We start from the raw sequence: 17,852 nt of genomic DNA, 5'->3' as shown, positions 1-17,852 counted from the left end.
ATAAAATTCAGACAAATCTTTTTCTAGATTCATAAATTGAAACAAACAATAGAACTGTCATCATATTTGCAACCAAAGACACTGCTGCCGACTCAAAGAAACCAACCAGCAAAATAAAAAGCAGGGAAGTAAATGAAAAAACACTTCTATTAAACACACTATAGAAAAAAACAAAGATACAGTTTATTATAAAAAATAATAAACCAAATATCCCTCCAGACAAAAGTATTTGAAGATACATATTATGGGCATGAGGCGCTAGGAAACCAATGTCATCTGAAAGCTCAGGCAAGAGATATATAGAAGAACCAAAACCATGCCCAAAAATAGGACTATAAGAAATGTAATAGAGAACAACATCCCATATAAACATTCTCCCAGTAAATGAAGTTAAGTCTTCTCCACCATCCCGGCTGAAAAAATCTATTAAGAAGGGAAAGAAAGCAAGAAGTAGAGATATGCCCAAACCAGAGAGCCCTAGATATAAAATCCTACCACCACTTCCTGATCTAATGAAATAGGCAATAGAAAAACAAACTGTAATAATTGCTAGTGTTGTTCTACTACCACTCATCCCTAAACAAGCAATGGCAAACATCCATTGAAGTAAAACTAAATTATTCTTAAATACCTTACGAACCAAATCATTATAGAAATACAAAAACAAAATATAAACCGCACATATTCTGGCAAAGTTGTTTGCACTTGTAGTTAAACCACTCATTCGCATAGTCGTGACATAACTGCCATTTTCCCAAATATGGAAACGACCTAATTCTGGGTTCAGAAAATAAGTAAGGACTGATAAAAACAAAAAAAACAACAATGACAAACAGACTATTTTTATAAAAAGCTCTCTGCCATAAAAGTCTAAAAAAAATGTTATAAAGAGCAGAATAGATATAAATGATAAAAATATTGATAATGTATATAATGAATTTTCAGACCAGAGCGCGGTTATCAATATATATAAAACGAAGACTAAAACTAAAAAAAATCGTTGATAAAAATCAAACTTAAGCAAACTTATAGACCCTAATACTAATGAAAAAAACAGTATAAAAAGTTTTATTAGCACTTGAAAATCTAAAGTTTTCTCATCAAAATCCCGCGACCTAAAGGAGGAGTCAATAGTGAAAAAGCACATAAATAAAACGAATATAGATAGCATTCTGACAAATGGGTGGTTAGCAAAAGCCGTTAAATTAAACACTTAACCTCCGCAAGCCAAAGTAGCTTGTACTCAGCATGAATAACCATGAAATAAAGCTAATCAATAAAACTGTTATAAACTGAGTAAACCCTAAGAATTCATAAGTGCCAAAAGAAACTATCAAAGTAATAAATAGTGCTGTTGATATCAGTCTATTTACAGACATTTTATTTACAGCACCAAGTTTAAAATACACTGTTTCGATAGGTTTTGATATCATAATACATAGCGATATAAGTGAAAAAACAATCAAGGCGAATGACAGTTCCGAAGTAATATCAACGCCATACAACATTGGAAATAGATAGGCAGCAGCCCATGTCAAAATAGCTAAGACTGCTGAACCGAAAACAAAGTAAGTTTTTATTAAACTACGTACCCTGCCAAATAAGTCGGCACCGGCAACTACGGCGTTTCTCTTTTCGATCAGGTCAGCAGCACGCGAAAATACATGAACTGGTTGAAAGAAACTGCGAACCTGAACATATAACCCAGCAAACTCCGGCCTGAATAGATATAAAAACCACAATGGACCGTGGGTGTATATAGAAAATGCTGAAGAAAGAACGAATGAGTTTCTTGAACTGGTGACATCGATTGATTTTAGAGTGCTTGAATCAGTTATGCTGTAGATCCCTGCTACTATAATAAGAAATATTCCACTTAATAGAAAAGCTTGCGCATATCCAAAATACCACGCATATATGGCCGAGAAGATGTAAATTGGGGCAACCAACATTAGAAAAACAGATGACTTGTATGAAACAATGTGAAAGGTTTTTAATATTTCCAATAAGCAGAAAAAAATAAACACAGAAACAAATTCAAATTCTACCTCTGAGTAAAAGCAGTATGCAAAACAGAATAATACTGTAATAAGAAAATATAATTGCTTGCAAGACGAAATCAATGAAAAAATGATAACTTTGAAGCCACCGCTTCCTGATAGTATGTATGGTGTTATAACAGAATTTCTTAAATAACCTAAAATAACTAGCGAAAAAGATAAAACAAGACCATAGTCAGACACATGTCCTGGCTGTGTCTTTGATATTATTACGACCATGAAAAAATTAAATGCCGAACTTAAGATCTGCTCTACCATAAGAGATAAATTTTCAATTTTTGATTTGAGATTTTTCAAAACCGCTAAACCTCATTACTCAATGAAACCAAAACAGATTGGTAGCTTGAAATTATCTCTTCACTTTCAAACAAAATGTAGTCACCGTTATTTAAGTCATTATTAAGTTTTATTTTTAACTCTACCTGTTCATTAATCAATTCAAACAAAGCGCTTTTTATAGCATTGATGTCACCATAAGAAACTTTAAAAATATAATCTTTTTCTTCGACAAAACCATTTATACCAGTCCCCTTACACATGAGAATTGGCAGGCCGCTTTTCAATGCTTCAACGTAAACCATACCAAAGGTTTCATGTTTGCTTGGCATCAGCAGCCCTGCATAACAAGAGTAATTTTTAAGCAGTTCGGATTTTGCAACATTCCCTTTATACGAAACTCTTTGTTCTAAGCGATAGTTTGCTATCAAATTAACTAAATGCCCAACCTCTTGTTCAGTTCCCCTTCCAAAAATATCCAATGAGCAATTTTTAAAAGAAGTCATAGCCTGCAAAATATCAAATAATCCTTTATCTTTTGCTGAATCTAATCGACCAACAAAAATCAACTTACTAGAATTGTTGACAGCAATAGCTTCTGAAAATTCATAGTCGCATATATTCGGTAAATTGTGATTATTTCCACAAGACACTCTCAGTTTGTCTTCTATAAATTTTCTGGCCCAAGGTGAAACCCAGAAAATGCATGAAGCCTGCTTCACAATATTTCTATATAAACACCGAGAAAGAAGCTTATATTTGACAAACCTTCTATCAGTATCACCTCTAACACTTACCACTAGCGGAACTTTTATATCCTTTGAAAGAAAATATGCAATCACTCCGTCAAGCGTTAGTTTATGTGCATGGATTACGTTGAAAATATACTTTTTCTCGTCAATAAATTCTCTTAGCTTTTTTGCAGCGAAGTAAAAAATCGGTTCAGACAGAAGGCCAAATGGCAGTTTTGGAATCTGCAAATGAATTACATTGCCTTCTAATTTTACTGAAAAAATAATTTTTCTAACTCTAGATACAACTACAACGATACTATCAAGATCGACTGCACCCTCAACAAGATTCTTTAAAGCTTGAGTTGGTGCATTTGATATTGAACCTGGATAATCTGTAGCTATATGTAATACTTTAATCTTAGTCAAGGTATTATACTACTCCACGTGTATCAATAACCACCTTGCGCGCAAACTCGGCCTTGTCTGCCACTTTAAACTGCTTATGGTCTACCAACACCACTACAACATTGGCTTGCTCCATTGCATTAGCAAAAGTGCTTAATTGCACACTGCCACCAGCCAAACTCTGTGGCAGCTCTTTAATATTTGGCTCTACAGCCAGCACTGTACCAATATTTTTCGCAGCCAGAGCTTTAACAATATCCAACGCCGGGCTTTCGCGCAGGTCGTCGATATCGGCTTTAAACGCCAAACCTAAACAGGCTATAACCGGACGTTTAAACTGATCGGCAGCTGCGACAATTTGCTCCAGTACATAATGAGGTTTGTAATCGTTGACTAAACGAGCCTGTTTAATCAGTTTGGCCTGTTCCGGACAACTGTTGACAATAAACCAAGGATCTACCGCTATGCAGTGGCCTCCTACTCCCGGTCCGGGGTTTAAAATACTGACTCTGGGATGGCGATTTGCCAGCTTGATCAGCTCCCAAACGTTAATTTTTAATTTGTCGCAAATCAATGATAACTCGTTTGCAAAAGCAATATTCACATCGCGAAAACTGTTTTCAGTTAGTTTTGCCATTTCAGCGGTGCGGGCGTTGGTAACAATACAGTCCCCGCGAACAAAGGTTTTGTATAATGCCACTGCGCGGTCGCTGCAAACAGGACTCATGCCACCTATTACTCTGTCGTTACTCACCAGTTCTTGTAATACATAGCCTGGCAATACCCGTTCAGGGCAGTGCGCAACATTAATGTCTGCTTGTTCGCCTTTGTCTTGCGGAAAACTCAAATCGGGCCGGGCAGCAGCTAACCAAGTAGCCATTTGTTCTGTAGCACCAACCGGGGACGTACTTTCCAAGATAACCAAATCACCTTTTTTCAATACAGGAGCAATGGCTAGACTGGCTTTTTCGATATAGCTTAAATCTGGTTCGTGGTTATCACCTTTAAACGGCGTAGGTACCGCGACAATAAATACTTCAGCGGCCTCAGGCGTGGTAGTTGCTCTTAGTTTTCCCGTCATTACTGTACTGCGAACTACGATGTCCAGATCAGGCTCTACAATATGAATATTACCGGCGTTAATTGTATCTACGGCTGTTTGATTTACGTCAACTCCTATCACCTCAATACCACGAGAAGCTATTACCGCTGCTGTCGGCAAACCGATATAACCCAAACCAATTACAGAAACCTTTGAAAACTGCATAAACATACCTGTGATAAATTGTTATAAACCAGACGCAATAATATCGGCTATTCGACTACACGCGGCGCCGTCGCCATATGGATTATGAGCTTCGCTCATATGTTGGTAGTACTGAGCATTACTTAACAAAGCACTCAATTCACTACAAATTTTATCTATATCAGTGCCCACCAGCTTAACTGTGCCAGCTGCTACAGCTTCCGGTCTCTCCGTAGTATCACGCATTACTAACACAGGCTTGCCTAAAGAAGGCGCTTCCTCTTGTATGCCGCCAGAGTCAGTTAGAATTACATGAGCCCGGGTCATTAAATAGACAAAAGGCAAATACTGCTGAGGAGCTATCAGACTAATGTTAGGAATGTTCGCCAGTAACCGATTAACCGGGTCCTGAACATTCGGGTTTAAATGCACCGGATACAAGATCTGACTATCGGGGTGTTGCTTTGCTGTAAGTTGCAGCGCTTTACAAATGCGTTCAAAACCGTCACCAAAGCTTTCGCGCCGATGCCCGGTAACTAAAATAAGTTTTTTATTTTCCTGCAGCATAGGAAATTGCGCCGCCAATTCTGCTGCAAGCTCAGTATTTTTATTTAATTTATCGCGTATTAAAAACAAAGCATCAATTACGGTATTGCCTGTAATAAAAATAGTATTTTTAGCATAGCCTTCAGCTGCTAAGTTATCAGCTGAGGTAGCTGTGGGTGCAAAGTGGTAGCGAGTCAGACACCCTGTAAGTTTGCGGTTAGCTTCTTCCGGCCAGGGTGAATAAATGTTACCTGTACGTAGGCCGGCTTCAACATGGCCTACCGGAATTTGTTGGTAATAAGCAGCCAATGAGGCAGAAAAAGTTGTAGCGGTATCACCATGCACCAAAACCAAGTCAGGCTTAAAATTGGCGAGTACTTGCTCCATACCCACTAAGATTCGCGATGTAACCTGGCTTAAGCTTTGCCCCGGAGCCATAATATTCAAGTCATATTCCGGGGCGATTTCAAACAGGTCTAAAACCTGATCCAACATTTCACGATGCTGCCCTGTTACACAAGTATGGGTAATAAAACGTGGATCTGCTTTTAAGGTGTGTACTAACGGCGCCATTTTTATAGCTTCCGGCCTTGTACCAAAAACCACCAGTATTTTCTTCATTTTTTCTCTCTAATTAAGACTGCGCTATCGCCAGTTCCAATTCGGCTCTTTTCAGTGGCTCGTTAATCAGCTTTTGCATCTGCGCTTTTAACGGTGCTCCCAGCGTGGGGTGGCGCAGGCCGTATTCCATATTGGCGGTTAACAGGCCCAGCTTGGTGCCGCAGTCGTGGCTTTTGCCCACTATGCGGTAGGCTTCCAGTTGTTCGAGTAAACGCAGTTGGTGCAGTGCGTCGGTTAACTGAATTTCGTCACCGGCGCCTGGCGGGGTAAATTCCAGCAGATCCCAAATAGCGGAGGATAATACATAACGGCCGGTAATGGCGTAGTTGCTTGGTGCCTCGTCCAGATCCGGTTTTTCTACCATGTCGTAAATTTTAGCGGCACAACCGGCGCCTAAATCGATGCCGTTTAAATCAACCACACCGTATTGGTTTACCATATCGTGCGGCACCGGCTCTACCATGATCTGGCTGGCGTTGTTTTCTTTGTAGCGCGCTATCATTGCCGCCAGGTTGTCTTTTTTCAGGTTGCTGTGGTACTGGTCTATTAATACATCCGGCAGCAATACAGCAAAGGCGTTATCGCCTACTACTGGTCTGGCACATAAAATAGCGTGGCCCAAGCCCAGTGCCACCGGTTGGCGCACAGAAATAATGGTAACGTTTTTCGGCACTATGGCGCGTACTTCTTCCAATAACTGCCGCTTAACACGCTTTTCCAACGTGGCTTCAAGCTCAAAGCTGGTGTCAAAGTGGTTTTCAATGCTGTTTTTCGACGAGTGCGTTACTAACACAATTTCAGTAATACCGGCGGCTACCGCTTCTTGTACTACATACTGAATAAGTGGCCGGTCTACTACCGGTAACATTTCTTTTGCCATCGCCTTAGTGGCGGGCAACATGCGGGTACCCAAACCCGCTACCGGAATAACAGCCTTAGTGATGGCAGAGGTTTTAACTGCAGATAACGATGAAGGCATAGTACCGGTCCTTGTGATGAATGACAATTAATTAACAAAAATCGACACAACATTACAACATTCTGTTCAAATAGACAAAGCGGGCACGGATAAAAGCGATAATAAGCGGCAAAAGCGCGATGCTGGTGCGGAAATCGTCCATGGCTGAAATGTTACATCCTGTCGAGCGTCGCAATTTTACGTACACAAATTGTAAAGTCAAAGTATTTTAATTGCTATTTATGACGCTCTGATGGCAAATTGCCATAACGGTAATTGCAGCGCTTAGCCACAGCCGCTATAGTCTGGCAATAACTTACTGATAACGCTGGTGTGTTACATATTGCCCTCTAGCCCGCAGATCTCCTGCCCGTGGTATTTTACCGAAAGTTTTCGCCGTTTTTGTCGGCGTTTTAGCTATTTCATGTTACTTTTTGTTAGCATATCACTCAGTTTTCAGGTGTTTACCCGGGTAGAACCTTTCGCATTAAGCGATACATTGCTGCAACAAACCGAACAGCGTTATGGCGATATTCCATTGCAACGGGTATTGCGCTGGCAAGCATTAATTAACAACAGCCGCGGTAATAACGACTGGAACAAACTGCACAAGGCTAACGACTTTGCCAACCGCGAAGTAAGCTACGCCAGCGATGAAGCGCATTGGGGCAGAAGCGATTACTGGGCTACGCCGCTGGAATCCCTGCAAACCGGCGCCGGCGACTGTGAAGATTACGTGATCCTGAAATACTTTATGCTGCGCGCTATGGGCGTGGAGGAAAACAAACTGCGGTTAATGTATGTACGCGCTCTGACACAGAATGAACCACATATGGTACTGACTTACACCGAAAAACCCGGCCAGTATCCACTGGTACTGGACAATATAAACCCGAAAATTCTGCCGGCAAATAAACGCACCGATTTGCGTCCGGTATACGCCTTCAATGCCAGTGGCTTGTGGATGGCAAAAGCGCAGGGCCTGGGCAATAAGGTGGAAAACAGCGCCGGCGTAGCACAATGGCAACAGTTGCTTGAACGGATAGAACATGGTAATTAACAATTTGTACATATTGAAGGGACAACAAGCGTGTTGAAGAAAGGAATCAGTTTAAGTACGCAGTTTTATGCGCTGATCATTGTAATGACCTTTGTCGCTTTTGCCGGCAGCTTGCTTAGCAGCACGCTGACGCTGCGCGATTATCTTAACAGTCAATTAGGGTCGCACGCGCAAGATGCAGCCCATAACCTGGGCCTGGCGATCAGCAGCAGCGGTGGTGCCGACAAGGTACTTATTCAAACTCTGGCCAGCACCTTGTTCGACTCCGGCTATTATCAGCAAATCCGTTTTGTGGATAATGAAGAACGCGAACTGGTTAATCTGAGTCACGATAACAATGCTGCCGTTCCGCGCTGGTTCAGCGATGTCTTTGCGTTGCAGGCACCGATAATGCAAAGTGAAATAAGCGATGGCTGGTTAGTACTGGGCACCTTAACAGTGCAATCTAACACTGTGCTGGCTGAGCGCAGCCTGTGGCAACAAACCACCCGTAACTTGCTTAGCAGTGCACTGCTGTTTGCGCTGGCGGCATTGGTTATTCATGTTATTTTGCGCGCTCTGCTCAAACCGCTGCGGCAAATAGTACAACAGGCAGAAGCCGTAAGCCGCAAAGAATTCCGGCAAAATCCTACCCGCACTGCCACTCGCGAGTTAAACCTGGTGCTGGGGGCGTTAAACAGCATGGTGCTGAATATCAGCAAGGTATTCAGCGAGCAAAGCCGCTACGCCGAGCAATTAATGCAGCAAGCCTTTTTAGATCCGTTAACCGGCCTGCCAAACCGCCGTGCGCTGCAGCAGCAACTGAGTAATTTGCAGCAAGACGCCCAAATTAATCACAATGCGCTTTATGTGGCGATGATTACCCTAAGCTCGCTGCAGCAAACTAACGACGAACAAGGCTACGCCAGCGGTGATGAATACGTGCAAAAAGCAGCCGCCTTGTTGCAGCAGCTAAAGCAACAATACCCCGGGCTACAGCTGTTCCGGCTGTCGGGTTCTGAGTTTGCCATTATTGGCGCGGCAGATAAAGCCGGTGCTGCAGAGTTGGACAACAAGCTGACACTGGCGCTGGAGCAAGAGCACAGCCAGAGCTACAACCAGGGTTTTGGTCGCGCGGTAAGTGTACTGGCGCAAGCTGCAGAGCCTTTTAGTAACATTCTGGCCAGGCTCGATACATTGCAGGCACAAGACAGCGTGCAGCTGCTAAGTGGCAGTACAGCAACTGAAGCCGACTTATGCGCACCGGGTCGCCTGCAGTGGCAACAACTGATTGACCGGTTGTTGCACCACAACGACAGCAGCGACGCCAATATGGAGCTGCTACTGCAGCCGGTTGCCGATCAACAACACAAGCTGCTTTATGCCGAATGTTTACTGCGCTTTGTGGTTGACGATAAACCGCTGTCTACCGCTGAAGTGCTGGCGATGGCTGCCAGGCTAAACCGCGCAGATACGTTAGAGCGGCAAATGTTGCAGTTTATTTTACACTCACTGCCGCAATTAGCCGGCGGCGCCGTGGCTATTAATATCAGCGAAGCGGTATTGTGCTCTGATGATTTACGCCAATGGTTGTTACTGCAACTTACCCAACGTTCAACCCAACTGCCGCCATTACTGGTAGAAATTGCCGAACACAGCATTCTGCAACACCCGCAACAGGCTGCTGAATTTATAACCAAATTGCAACAATTGAATATAAAAGTGGTTATTGAGCGTTTCGGTGCCAATTTAACCTCACTGCGGCATATTCAACACTTAAATATTGACTACGTTAAGCTGGATGCCGGATTTAGCAGTGATTTGGAACAAGAAAGCAGCCGCTTCTTTATTATGACATTGACACAAATTTGTCACAGTGTCGGCATTAAAGTTTTGGCCACACACCTTGAAAGCATCGATAGCCTGAATGCCTGTAAATTACTGAATATAGATGGATTTCAGGGATTTGTTTTAGGTGAGATCATAAATTTTACCTTTTTGAGCAAAAAAGAAGATGTCAATAAAACTAAAATGCAATATACTTTGAAACAAGTTTTTAACCCCAAAGGAGATACCTATGATGCTTCGTAAAGCTCTGGTGCTGGGTACCGCTTGCACAATGATGTTGTGTTCAGGCGCGGTATTTGCACAGGACATTGCACAAACGACTGATGTTGCTGTAGTTCAGGAAACCCCTGTAACTGTTACTGCTGTTCAGACTACTGCTGACTTTGCCGCTCAATTAGCTGCTGCACCTGAAAATGCTGCGCAATTAATTGCTGATGCGATTACTGCTGCCAACGGTGATGAAGCCGCAATTGAAGCTATTTTAGCTGCAGCTGCAGATGCCGGTGTTGAAGCCGACGTTATCCTGGCTTCTGCAGTAAGTGCCGGCGTTGACCCAAGCTTAGTGGCTCAGGTTGTTGCTGATACACAAACTGCTGCAGCTCCGGTTGCACCAGCTGCCGGTCTGCAAGCAGTTGCTGCAGTTGCCCCGGTTGCTCTGCCAGCGCCTGGTGCGCCAGGCTTCGGCGGCGGCGGCGGCGGTGGCGGTGGTACCATTTCAGGTAACTAAGCCTCAGTTTGTTGCATAAAAAAGGGCCTTTGGCCCTTTTTCTTTGCGCAGGATTCTTTTGATACGGATGTTACGTAGTCTCTGACATGAAAATACAGCACAGCACTTTAAGCCGGTTAATCCCCCTACTGTTGGGCTTCATTATTATTTGGGCCCCAATACCGCTTGGCTCTAACCGTATTTGGGCCTGGTCTGTGTTACACAGCTTAATTGCCGTTGCGGTATTACTGCACTGTATAGTGGCATTTCAACAGCGTCAGCCTTTGTGGCGCGAGCGCTGGATAGGCCGCTTTCTTGCTGTGCCGGCCTTTACTGCCCTGTATATGTGGCTGCAATGGCTGGATGTTATTCCCGGCCTGTCCACCTTTGATGCTTATCACACCGCTATGCTGGCACAACGCACCTTTTACCTGCTGCTGTTTTTATGGCTGTTGTGCCAATACACCGATTCGGTAACACGGATGAAAGCCGTATTAATTGCCATTGTTAGCGCAGGCTGCATTCAGGCCTGTTACGGCAGCATGATTAATTTAGCCGGATTGGAGCAATCGCCACTGTTCGGTGTAGTTGAGGCCGACAAAGCCCGCGGCAGCTTTGTCTATCAGAACCACTATGCCAATTATCTCGCACTGTGCCTCAGCATGGCTATTGGCTGGATGATCAGTGAGCTGAATGTAGAGAAAGTCAGCGGCAGCCGTAAAGCCAAATTACGCGAAGCTGTCAGCACCTTACTCAGCGCTAAAATGCTGCTGCGTCTTGCCGTGATAGTGATGATTATCGGCTTAATTTTAAGCCGCTCGCGTATGGGCAACAGCGCATTTTTTGTTGGACTGGGCGTAACGGCGCTATTGGCGATTTTTTGTTACAAAAAGCCGCCACGGCTACTCAAGCCATTAGTGTTAAGTATTTTTGTGCTTGATCTACTGATAGTCGGCGCCATGTTTGGTGTAGAAAAAGTAAAACAGCGATTGGCCGAAACCAGCTTCGCCGGCGAAACACGCGACGAAGTGGTATTACACAGCCTACCACTGCTGCAACAGCACTGGTTAACCGGCAGTGGCGCCGGCAGTTTTTACACCGTGTTTCCGGCACAGCAGCAAGGCGTATATACCGGGTTTTACGACCATGCCCACAATGAATATCTGCAGTTCAGCGTAGAACTGGGTATACCGCTTACGCTGTTGTTAGGTGCCTGGCAATTGTATGCGCTGTGGTTATGTATCCAGACCATGCGTAAGCGAAATACCCGCTTGTATAAGGGGGTTGCCTTTGGTGCCATGATGGCCAACCTGCATATGTTGCTGCACAATACCGTAGACTTCAACCTGCAGGCACCGGCTAATGCGTTGTTATTTGTCAGCATTCTGGCACTTAGCCATCTGGCTTACCATAACAACCAACCGCAGCGCGCGGTTTAACAACAGGCCACTTTCATCCACAATTAATTCAATATTAAATTTTTACATTAACAACTGTTGTACCATAATTACCGAAACAGACTGACCGGTACAACCTTTAATGAGCCAGTGGATCCAGCAGCTAAGGGATAGCGACAACAGCCAGTATCTGGTTTATCTGTTACTGCTGCTGATATTCGCCGCCGATAGCCAAACCCAACTGGGCTTTGCACACGGCTTTTTGTATGCACCGCTGCTGCTGTTAGCCAGCCTGGCGAATAAAATTCGCTTACTAAACACCTGCTTCTATAGCGCCTTACTGCTGATTATACTTGGCATTTTTATCTCACCTGCCGCACCGCAAGGCTTTGCCTTTGGTTATGTTTTGGCCAACCGTATTGGTGCCTGTATTTGCTTAGCGCTGATTTATCTGCAGATGCGTGCCGCCATAGCGCTACAGTTACAGCAAGCGCGGCAACAAGCCAATTTACTGCGCCAGCAGCAACAATTGCAGCTGATCAACCAACTGACACATTTCGGCCGCTGGACGCTGGACCCGCACAATCATATGCTGATGCTGTCGGCTGAAGCCAAAGCACTGTTACCGGCCGGCAGCCGCAGTAAGCTGACACTGAGTCAGTTTAGCGCGTTGTTTCACAGCCCTTACCAGTCGGCAGTGCAACAGTTGCTCAGCGACTGTATCGATCTGAAGCAAGCCTTTGATATTGAGTGTGCGTGCCGGCTGGACGGCGACAAAACACATTGGCTGCGTATCGTCGGCTACCCCGCTACAGACGGCGGCACCAGCATGCATGGCATAGTACAGGACATTAATTCCGCCCATCAGATCAGTATGCGGCTGGCGCAGCAGCAACAGCGGTTTAAGCAATGGGCCGACAGCATGCCCATTTTTGTCTGGACCGCAGACAGCAGCGGTAGCGTTACTTTTGTTAACCAAACACTGACAGCATTTTGCGGCAAAACAGAGCAGGAGCTGTCAGACAACTGGCTGGACGTGGTGCACGCAGAAGACCGTGACGCCGTTATGGCACACTGGCTGCACTGCGTAAAAAGCGGCGATGCTTACAGTATTGAGTTTCGTATGCGCCGGTTGGACGGGCATTATGTCTGGCATCTGGTTAAGGCGGTTGCCGTGTACGACACTGACGGCAAGATTGAAAAATGGCTCGGCTCTGCCATGGCGCTGGGCACAGCAGCTAAACCCGGCGCCGTTAAGCCTTATAACGTGTTGTCCGGTTGATACCAATCTGTCCAACTACGGCTGAGCACAAATACGCTATAGCTGGCAAACTCTGCCATTAGCTTGCTGTAAAAATCAAAGTTGGTCAGGTTAACCGTAACCGCACAATTTATACCACAATTAACACGGCGGAAGGTTTGGCTTGAGGTCGCCACCACTTTGGCACTGAAACCATGGTGCGCTGTCAGCTGTGTTACCCGCCAGGCATGAAAGTCGCTGGTAAGAATATAATCCGGCTTAAGCTGTGGTCTGGCCGCTAAGCTGTTAAATTCTTTATAAGTATTATCACCGCCGAAAAAACAATTGATGGCAAAATCACCGGGCATAGTCAGCAAGTAATCGACATAAGGCCGGCAGTAACGGGTGGTAATAATTACGCTGCCGCCGTGCGGCATCAACGCGGACAGTTGCTGCAGGCGCGCTTTGGCACAGGCCGGTAAGGCGCTGTCAGAGCCGCCGCAACCCAGCACCACTACATTACTGTCTGCACTTAAGGTGTACGCGGCGTTATAACTGCCGTACCAGGCCCGCACCTGATTCGCCACAAAACTGTTACCGGCCAGATAATAAAACGCCAACAACAACCACAGGCCTTTTTTACGGTAGCACAAGCAAGCCAGCAACAGCCCGTACAGCATAAGATTATGCGGAAACATTAAGGGTTCAAGAATGTCTTTCATCAGCACTCCTCTTGCCGGCTGCGCTTTGCCACAACAAGGCGTTACATAAGGCCCAGGGCAGCCACAGCATGCCGGAGGTCAGAATATGCCCCGCCAGCGACGACACCAGCAGCAACAACAGGTTTAACAGTAACAAGCTTCGCCCGGCACCGCTGGCGCGCAACTGCCAGCTATGACGGATAAAGACAGTGAACACCAGAATAAACAACAGTAAACCGGCAATACCGTGAAACACCAGTAAGTCAAACCAATCCAGCTCGGCAAAGTATTTTTTCAAATACAGCGCTATACCGCCCTGACCTACCCCGCCGAAGCGCTGCCAGTCGCTGTAGTGCTCTGCTGCAGTTTGCCAGATGCGGCCGGCATAATAGTCACGCGACGACAGCAAGATACCGCTGATACCGCGCTGCTGATAAACAAAGCTCAGCTTGTCGTAAATACCAAGCAGCCTTAGCAGATTCTCACCGTTTAACAGCAGCAGTATTAATAACAGCAGCAATAGCGCTGCCATTATTGCGATAACACGGCGTTGCCGCTGCCAAAATGCCGCCGGCTGCATCAGCAGTGGCACCAACATAACCAGCACCAGCACACCAAATAAACCGGTTTTGGTCAGCAACAGCACTGCCAACACCAGCGCACAGGCACTGATTAGGGCATAGGCGGCTTTATGTTGCGGCCAGCTCAGCACCAGCAAGCCACAACTAATTACCAGCAGTACGGCGGATAATTCGTTGGTGGAGTAAAAAAAGCCTTTAATGCCCAAAAACGACTGCGCCACGCCATCCAGCGGCTGATAGGCAGTAAAGCCCAACCCGGCAGCACCGGCCAGCACATTTAGCAACAATACCAGGGCACTGATATACAGCGTTTGTTTTAACAAACGTTTTGCCAAGGCGGGTTGGCGCTGTTGCAACGACAGCAAAAATGCTAATGCCAGCAACGGGCTAAGCACTTTAACCGCCAGTTGAATGTCGGCCAGCATCCAGCGTGTAGCAATACCAGACCAGTGCATTGCCGGGCCTGCCAACAGCAGCAGTAACAGCGCCAGCAGAGCAAACACCAATCGGGGTTGTTGCAGCAGCAATGTCAGCGCCATCAACAGCAGCACAACAAACTTATAGCCAATGGATAAGCCGTAACTGCTGCCATGCCATTGCAGCAAAGCGCCATTTAAGCAATCAACCGCTAAAAACAGCGGGATCAGATAGCACAGTAGTTTATCAATGCTGCTTTGCAGCCTTGTGGTCAGCAACAGCGGCGGCATTATTTTTTAAACAACCCTGCCAGGCCCTTACTAAACACTTTAATGCGCCAGCGGCTGAGCACGCCCAGCTTGTGCTTAATATAGTAACGCCACTTTAACTGCACCAAGCCATAACGGCTGCTGCTGAGTAATTGTGACAGCGTCAGCGGAATTTGCTCCATGCTTTGGCGGTAAAACATCTGGTTTTGCAGGTTACGCTCGCTCATATGCACACGGTGTTTGGCAACAAACTGTTTGTGCGCATCCAGCCGTTTCGGCGAATTAGTTATGCGCCCCAGCTCATGGCCGACATTTACCTTGTAACTGGCATCAGCAATACGCAGCGCCGGGCCGAAAGCCTGCACTACCCTTACCCACATATCGTAATCCTGAAACGCCGCCAGGCCGGTATCAAAGCCGCCCAACTGCAACATGCGCTCGCGCCGCACCAGTGCCTGATTAGACAGCGTGTGTAAATCGAGCAGTTCGGTAAGATTGACCACGCGGCGCTCGGCAAACAGCTTTTTTTGTACCGTACCGTAATCCCAGATATAGCCGGAGCAGACACAACTGTATTTGTCGTTATAAGCGTTATACAAACTGCTTAAGCGCCAGGGTAAAAACTCGTCGTCATCATCAATGCCGGTAACAAACTCGCCTTTGGCTTCGCTAATGGCGCGGTTACGCGCCGCACAGGCGCCCTGGCCGCTGGCTTGGCGGAAAAATCGGATGCGCTCATCATTAATATATTTGTTGGTCAACACCGCCCAGGTATCATCGGTAGAGGCATCATCGACCACCAGCAATTCAATATTGGCGTAATCCTGTGCCAGTACCGATTCAATGGCACGTATTGCCATCTGCACACGGTTAAAGGTCGGCATATAAACACTGATCAGCGGTAACGGTTGCGTGCTCATGTTGTTAGCTTCCATAGCGTTAAATTTTACCGGTCCAGTACCACCAGACGTAGCGCAGCAAGCCCAGTTGCCGGCCAATACGGCTGGGTTGTGATAACAAGCGATAGGCCCATTCCAGGTTCAGCTTACACCAAAGCGGCGGTGCCCGTTTTACATTACCGGTAAACACATCATAAGTGCCGCCCACGCCCATATAAAAACAGTCCGGATGCTGCGCCCGAATACGCTGGATCAGCAGCTCCTGCTTCGGTGAACCCATGGCCACACTGACAATACGGGCGCCGCTTTGCTTAATTTGCGCAATCAGCGCCGCTTCATCTTTAAAGTAACCATCCACCGCGCCCACCAGATTGGTTTTTTGTTGCAGCAGCTTAGTTGCCGTTTGCCGGTTAACTTCCGGGGTGGCACCAACAATAAATACCGGCACCTTATAGTGGGCCGCGCGCAGCATCAACTGCTGCCACAACTCACAACCCGGGATGCGCTGCACTGCTTGTTTCAAGCGTTTGCGCATCACCTTTACCACGCCAATCCCATCTGCATAGCGAATATCGGCCGCGGCAATAACAGCAGCAATTTGCGGTTCACGCATTGCGGTTAATACTTTTTCCGGGTTAATGGCAATGGCCGAGCCGGCATACACGCTGCCATCCTCGCGTACTATATAGGCCAGTAACTGGGTCATACCGGCAAAGGCCGATACCTGCACCGGCCCTATGCTCACCTGTGGCGGCGGTGCCGTGGTAACTGAATTGTCCGGCGTCATGCTATTGGCGTTGCTTGCATTCATCGTAAAACATCCTGATAAAGCTGTTGTAATTCGGTGATCACCCGACTCAGCAGATATTGCTCTGCGCTGCTGCGGGCAGAGTGCTGCATTTGCCGGTATTGCTCTTCAGATTGGGCAAAAAACTGTGCCAGGGTATGTTCCAGCGCAGTATGCAGTTGCTGCTCTGTGCCCTGCTGGCTGATAAGAATACCATTGTCGCCGTGGTTAATCTGCTCTGCTGCACCGTCGGTATGGGTAGCAATAACCGGGGTGTAACAGGCCATGGCTTCTGCCATCACCAAACCAAAGGCTTCATGGCGTGACAGGCTGATAAAACAGCGCGCCTGGCTGTATAACTGTTTTAACGCCTGGCTGTCTTTCGGCCCTACTACCAGTACATTGGGAAAACGCCTGGCGGCAGAGTGCAGTTTATCCAGCCAGGGGCCGGAGCCGGCGATAACCAGTTTTTTATCCTGCAACTGCGGCAGCAAGGCCAGTAAGCGGTCCATGCCTTTGTTATGATCCAGGCTGCCGACATACAAGATATCGATGCTTTTATCCTGCCAGCTCAGCTGCTGTGCCTGGCCAAACAGCTCGCTGATACCGGCCGGCAATACTGTGGCGCGCTTTAGCGGCAAGCTAAACTGCCGCGCCAGCGCTTTACTGGCAAAAATCCATTGGTCTACCTTTGCCGCGCACCAGCGATAAGCTTTACCGGGCGGCTGATACAGATAAATATCACTGCCGTGGCAGGTAACGACAATTTTCACTTTCGGGTTACGCAAGGCTTTATACAGCAGCGCGAGCCAGATAGTGGGGTAAAAATAATGCACATGCACAATATCAAAACGGCGCCGGCTTATAATAAAGCGCCAGAGAAAATCGAGCGCAAAAACGGGATATTTCAACCACTTGTTCAGCAAAGAGTCACTGTGCCAGCGCATATAATGATACGCAGGATTAAGCGCTGCCAGCGCCCATACCTGATTGTGGACAAACTTGCCCTGAAACGGTGATGATGGCTTGGGGCCCATATTACTGATAATTAAAATGTTACTCTTTGCTGCCTGCACGCTGAAATATCACCCTGAACCGCTGGCGGACTGTGTACAATACTTG

Annotated in this window: 16 protein-coding genes; 5 read left to right on the top strand and 11 right to left on the bottom strand. The window is 46.3% G+C overall.

From position 1 onward, the window contains the following. Positions 1-7: 7 nt before the first annotated feature. The 6 genes from Q8O77_RS13160 to galU are packed head-to-tail and all read right to left on the bottom strand — an operon-like array spanning position 8 to position 6,867. Positions 8-1,213, bottom strand: a complete 1,206-nt coding sequence (locus Q8O77_RS13160) for an O-antigen ligase (protein ID WP_305553817.1) — start codon at positions 1,211-1,213, stop codon at positions 8-10. Continuing rightward, on the bottom strand, positions 1,206-2,357 hold the full coding sequence (locus Q8O77_RS13155) for a hypothetical protein (RefSeq protein WP_305553814.1): 1,152 nt from the start codon (positions 2,355-2,357) through the stop codon (positions 1,206-1,208). The genes Q8O77_RS13160 and Q8O77_RS13155 overlap by 8 nt, the downstream gene beginning before the upstream one ends. 5 nt (positions 2,358-2,362) lie before the next feature. Further along, positions 2,363-3,496 carry a glycosyltransferase gene (locus tag Q8O77_RS13150; RefSeq protein ID WP_305553812.1) on the bottom strand — a complete coding sequence of 378 codons (1,134 nt, stop codon included), beginning with the start codon at positions 3,494-3,496 and terminating at the stop codon, positions 2,363-2,365. A gap of 4 nt (positions 3,497-3,500) precedes the next feature. Next, positions 3,501-4,742 carry a UDP-N-acetyl-D-mannosamine dehydrogenase gene (gene wecC / locus Q8O77_RS13145; RefSeq protein WP_305553809.1) on the bottom strand — a complete coding sequence of 414 codons (1,242 nt, stop codon included), beginning with the start codon at positions 4,740-4,742 and terminating at the stop codon, positions 3,501-3,503. A 21-nt stretch (positions 4,743-4,763) separates the two neighbouring features. Further along, positions 4,764-5,888 (bottom strand): non-hydrolyzing UDP-N-acetylglucosamine 2-epimerase, encoded by a 1,125-nt coding sequence (wecB, locus tag Q8O77_RS13140; RefSeq protein ID WP_305553806.1) that lies wholly within the window; start codon positions 5,886-5,888, stop codon positions 4,764-4,766. Positions 5,889-5,901: 13 nt separating this feature from the next. Then, complete coding sequence (gene galU, locus Q8O77_RS13135) at positions 5,902-6,867, bottom strand: UTP--glucose-1-phosphate uridylyltransferase GalU (protein WP_305553803.1); 966 nt, start codon at positions 6,865-6,867, stop codon at positions 5,902-5,904. Between the two features lie 403 nt (positions 6,868-7,270). Between galU and Q8O77_RS13130 the strand changes: the two genes are divergently transcribed. From Q8O77_RS13130 to Q8O77_RS13110, 5 genes are all read left to right on the top strand, one after another. Beyond that, the gene (locus Q8O77_RS13130; RefSeq protein ID WP_305553800.1) at positions 7,271-7,906 is read left to right on the top strand and encodes a transglutaminase-like cysteine peptidase; all 636 of its coding nucleotides are present in this window, start codon (positions 7,271-7,273) and stop codon (positions 7,904-7,906) included. A 30-nt stretch (positions 7,907-7,936) separates the two neighbouring features. Beyond that, entirely contained in the window at positions 7,937-9,976 is a 2,040-nt protein-coding gene (locus Q8O77_RS13125; RefSeq protein ID WP_305553797.1) for an EAL domain-containing protein, read from the top strand. Further along, positions 9,963-10,460 (top strand): hypothetical protein, encoded by a 498-nt coding sequence (locus tag Q8O77_RS13120; RefSeq protein ID WP_305553795.1) that lies wholly within the window; start codon positions 9,963-9,965, stop codon positions 10,458-10,460. The genes Q8O77_RS13125 and Q8O77_RS13120 overlap by 14 nt, the downstream gene beginning before the upstream one ends. Before the next feature lie 86 nt (positions 10,461-10,546). Next, positions 10,547-11,878 (top strand): O-antigen ligase, encoded by a 1,332-nt coding sequence (locus Q8O77_RS13115; protein ID WP_305553792.1) that lies wholly within the window; start codon positions 10,547-10,549, stop codon positions 11,876-11,878. 100 nt (positions 11,879-11,978) lie between these two features. Beyond that, positions 11,979-13,118 (top strand): PAS domain-containing protein, encoded by a 1,140-nt coding sequence (locus Q8O77_RS13110; RefSeq protein ID WP_305553789.1) that lies wholly within the window; start codon positions 11,979-11,981, stop codon positions 13,116-13,118. Here Q8O77_RS13110 and Q8O77_RS13105 read toward each other — a convergent pair. Genes Q8O77_RS13105 through Q8O77_RS13085 form a run of 5 tightly spaced genes read right to left on the bottom strand, consistent with a single transcriptional unit; the run spans position 13,097 to position 17,806 of the window. Continuing rightward, a complete protein-coding gene (locus Q8O77_RS13105; RefSeq protein ID WP_305553786.1) occupies positions 13,097-13,798 on the bottom strand; it encodes a hypothetical protein in 702 nt (233 codons plus the stop codon). The two genes, Q8O77_RS13110 and Q8O77_RS13105, sit on opposite strands and share 22 nt — an antisense overlap. Further along, positions 13,782-15,065 carry an O-antigen ligase family protein gene (locus Q8O77_RS13100; RefSeq protein WP_305553783.1) on the bottom strand — a complete coding sequence of 428 codons (1,284 nt, stop codon included), beginning with the start codon at positions 15,063-15,065 and terminating at the stop codon, positions 13,782-13,784. Before Q8O77_RS13100 ends, Q8O77_RS13105 begins: the two co-directional genes overlap by 17 nt. Continuing rightward, positions 15,065-15,964: a glycosyltransferase gene (locus Q8O77_RS13095; RefSeq protein ID WP_305553780.1), complete on the bottom strand. Its 900-nt coding sequence runs from the start codon at positions 15,962-15,964 to the stop codon at positions 15,065-15,067. Before Q8O77_RS13095 ends, Q8O77_RS13100 begins: the two co-directional genes overlap by 1 nt. Positions 15,965-15,983: 19 nt before the next feature. Continuing rightward, positions 15,984-16,754, bottom strand: a complete 771-nt coding sequence (locus Q8O77_RS13090; RefSeq protein ID WP_305553778.1) for a WecB/TagA/CpsF family glycosyltransferase — start codon at positions 16,752-16,754, stop codon at positions 15,984-15,986. Then, positions 16,751-17,806, bottom strand: coding sequence for a glycosyltransferase family 4 protein (locus Q8O77_RS13085; protein ID WP_305553776.1), 1,056 nt, complete (start codon positions 17,804-17,806; stop codon positions 16,751-16,753). Before Q8O77_RS13085 ends, Q8O77_RS13090 begins: the two co-directional genes overlap by 4 nt. Positions 17,807-17,852 lie beyond the last annotated feature (46 nt).

Origin of the sequence: Rheinheimera sp. (genome assembly GCF_030690345.1) — a bacterium.
Taxonomy (GTDB): domain Bacteria; phylum Pseudomonadota; class Gammaproteobacteria; order Enterobacterales; family Alteromonadaceae; genus Alishewanella.
The sequence above is the reverse complement of the archived record's forward strand: the minus strand, read 5'-3'. Positions and strand labels throughout refer to the sequence as shown.

Bases quoted from the DNA above. Each gene is read 5' to 3' on its own strand.
- wecC (WP_305553809.1), bottom strand. From the start codon at position 4,742: ATGCAGTTTTCAAAGGTTTCTGTAATTGGTTTGGGTTATATCGGTTTG.
- wecB (WP_305553806.1), bottom strand. From the start codon at position 5,888: ATGAAGAAAATACTGGTGGTTTTTGGTACAAGGCCGGAAGCTATAAAA.
- galU (WP_305553803.1), bottom strand. From the start codon at position 6,867: ATGCCTTCATCGTTATCTGCAGTTAAAACCTCTGCCATCACTAAGGCT.
- Q8O77_RS13130 (WP_305553800.1), top strand. From the start codon at position 7,271: ATGTTACTTTTTGTTAGCATATCACTCAGTTTTCAGGTGTTTACCCGG.
- Q8O77_RS13120 (WP_305553795.1), top strand. From the start codon at position 9,963: ATGATGCTTCGTAAAGCTCTGGTGCTGGGTACCGCTTGCACAATGATG.
- Q8O77_RS13115 (WP_305553792.1), top strand. From the start codon at position 10,547: ATGAAAATACAGCACAGCACTTTAAGCCGGTTAATCCCCCTACTGTTG.
- Q8O77_RS13110 (WP_305553789.1), top strand. From the start codon at position 11,979: ATGAGCCAGTGGATCCAGCAGCTAAGGGATAGCGACAACAGCCAGTAT.
- Q8O77_RS13105 (WP_305553786.1), bottom strand. From the start codon at position 13,798: ATGAAAGACATTCTTGAACCCTTAATGTTTCCGCATAATCTTATGCTG.
- Q8O77_RS13100 (WP_305553783.1), bottom strand. From the start codon at position 15,065: ATGCCGCCGCTGTTGCTGACCACAAGGCTGCAAAGCAGCATTGATAAA.
- Q8O77_RS13095 (WP_305553780.1), bottom strand. From the start codon at position 15,964: ATGAGCACGCAACCGTTACCGCTGATCAGTGTTTATATGCCGACCTTT.
- Q8O77_RS13090 (WP_305553778.1), bottom strand. From the start codon at position 16,754: ATGAATGCAAGCAACGCCAATAGCATGACGCCGGACAATTCAGTTACC.